At 57.6% G+C, this 2,337-nt stretch carries 1 protein-coding gene; it reads right to left on the bottom strand.

Annotated features, from left to right (window positions below; genetic code table 11):
• Positions 1 to 130 precede the first annotated feature (130 nt).
• Positions 131 to 2,005: a GAF domain-containing SpoIIE family protein phosphatase gene (locus CJ255_RS21715; protein ID WP_097646161.1), complete on the bottom strand. Its 1,875-nt coding sequence runs from the start codon at positions 2,003 to 2,005 to the stop codon at positions 131 to 133.
• Positions 2,006 to 2,337 lie beyond the last annotated feature (332 nt).

Raw genomic sequence — 2,337 nt, 5'->3', positions numbered from 1 at the left:
CTGATGCGCTAAAACAGAGGCGGTTTTCACAGTTTCGGCTGAAAACCGGATAAAAGCCCGGGAAATCCAAGAGAGCCTAAAAAACTCTCTACCCCTCTGTGTCCTCTGTGCCTCTGTGGTGAAAAACTCTTTACCTCTCTCCCACCTCTCGCTTCAACACCACCATCGTAATATCATCACTCTGACTCTGGCCACCCACAAAGCTCGCAACCGCCGCCAGCACCGCATGCACAATCTCTTGCGGGCTGCGCTGGTGGTTGGCTTCCAACACCGCAGTGAGCCGTTCGTCGCCAAACAGATCGCGCTCAAGATTCATTGCTTCCGTTACGCCGTCAGTATAAAAGAGCAGCACATCACCAGGTTGTAGCGTACAATACTGCACCTCAAAGCGCGGATCAGGCACAATCCCCAATACAATCCCCTGAGCCCGCAACTGACGCACCTCACCCGTCGCTGCCTCCCAGAGCAGCGGGTAGTTATGGCCACCATTGGCAAAACTCACCTCACCCGTCGCTGTCTCCAGAATCGCGTAGAAACAGGTCACAAACAGCCCCGCCCGCGAATCGGCGAGAATCAGGCGGTTGGCCCGTTGCAGCACCTCGTCTGGCCGACGCCCATCAATGGCCGTTGCCCGCAACAGGGTCCGCGAAAGCGCCATAAAGAGCGCCGCAGGCACACCCTTGTCGGTCACGTCCGCAATCACTATCCCTAAGCGTTGTGCGTTGTAGCAGTCCCGGAGTGCTGATTGTTGCACAAAACGCTTACTACCACGCACCACTAGGCTGCTCGCCCGGTTCGCTGCACTCGGCGCAGCCTGACCAGGCGCACTAGGCAGTTCAATAAAGTCGAAAAAATCCCCGCCAACCTGACGGGCTGCGCGGTAGTAGGCCCAAATCTGATACCCAGGGACATGCGGGCAGCAGTCGGGCAAAAAGCTGGCCTGAATCTCACGGGCAAGATCAAGCTCCTGCTCCAGCTTCTCGCGGGCCAACGCCTCTTGGCTGAGTCGCTCGCGCTCTAGCGTCTGGATGAGGAGATTGCCCAATAGCGCCAACAGTTGCCCCTCTTCCTCGAAGAAATGGCGCGTTGCGTGGGTGTTGACCATCAGCGTTCCAACTGGGACGCCACCAAGCTCCACCGCAAGCCCTAAGTGGCCCATAAAGCCCTGAGCGGCCAGCAGTGTTGGTAATGGACTGAGACTCTCCGCCGCAAGCTCGTTGGCTCGCTCAGGCAGGTACCAGAGATGCGGGCTCGTGGCATCCAAGCTGACCGGCCAAGGGGCATCATGGGGCAGTTGCCAACCATGCGCCGCCCGCAGCACCGCACGCCCTGCGAGTTCATCCGCCTCAATAAAGGCACAAGCATCAGCCTCAAGCAGCCGCGCACCCACCCGCGCCAACCGCTGCAAGGCCGGTTCAAGCGCCTCACTCAACAACAAATCCTGGGAAAGATTCAGCAGCGCCCGCTGCTCTTGTACCCGCCGTATCTTCGCCTGCTCATAGAGCCGTGCCCGCACAATCGCAGCCCCAACAATATTCCCCGCCGTCGCAAGCACATGCTGCTCAAACGGCCCAATCCGGCCCCACTGCGCCATAGCCAGATTCAAAATACCCAGCAACTCATCATTGCTGCGTAACAACACCGATACATGCCGCGCCAAGCCCCACTTGTCACCGAGCGCACCGCGCAGCCGTGAACATGTGACTAGATGTACCGTTTTATCCAAGCGCCCACTGCGGCACAGCTCTTGACAGTCACAATCTCCCTGCCACGCCGGGCCAGGATAGGGCAGTGCAGGCGGTACATTATGGCGCACCGCTAGACTATACCCAGTTTGCTCATCATGCAAAAAGATCCAGCCTGTACTAAAATTCAGCAGCCCCAGCGCATGCTCAAGCGCACGATCCAAAACCTCGCGCAAATTAAGCGCAGCATTAAGCACCTGCGCCAACTCATTCAGCGCCGCTAAGGCTTGCAACCGTTGCTGGGAATCATTCGACGGCATAATCGTTCGTAGTGCAGAGCGCAACTCCCTATGCGTAACTGTTCACACTTCTCCTGGGAGCGCGGGCGTCTCGCCCGCAATGGCATGGATGCGGGCGAGACGCCCGCGCTCCCATGCGGATGTTTTACCCCAAGTCTCAACAGTCACCTCTATGCCGATTGTATCACATCACTGCTTGCATATGGTATCATTAGGGTAAAGATGCAGAAAGCAGGAGAGAGAAGAGGGACTTAGGGAAGCGGATGCTGTTGATTGCCCCGTTGCGTTGCCATCCTGAGCGAAGGTTCGTAGGAACATTCCTGTTTGCGCCGTAGGTAGTGCCGACTTTAGTC

The sequence above is a fragment of the Candidatus Viridilinea mediisalina genome (genome assembly GCF_002532535.1).
GTDB classification, from domain to species: domain Bacteria; phylum Chloroflexota; class Chloroflexia; order Chloroflexales; family Chloroflexaceae; genus Viridilinea; species Viridilinea mediisalina.
The sequence above is the reverse complement of the archived record's forward strand: the minus strand, read 5'-3'. Positions and strand labels throughout refer to the sequence as shown.

Bases quoted from the DNA above. Each gene is read 5' to 3' on its own strand.
- CJ255_RS21715 (WP_097646161.1), bottom strand. From the start codon at position 2,005: ATGCCGTCGAATGATTCCCAGCAACGGTTGCAAGCCTTAGCGGCGCTG.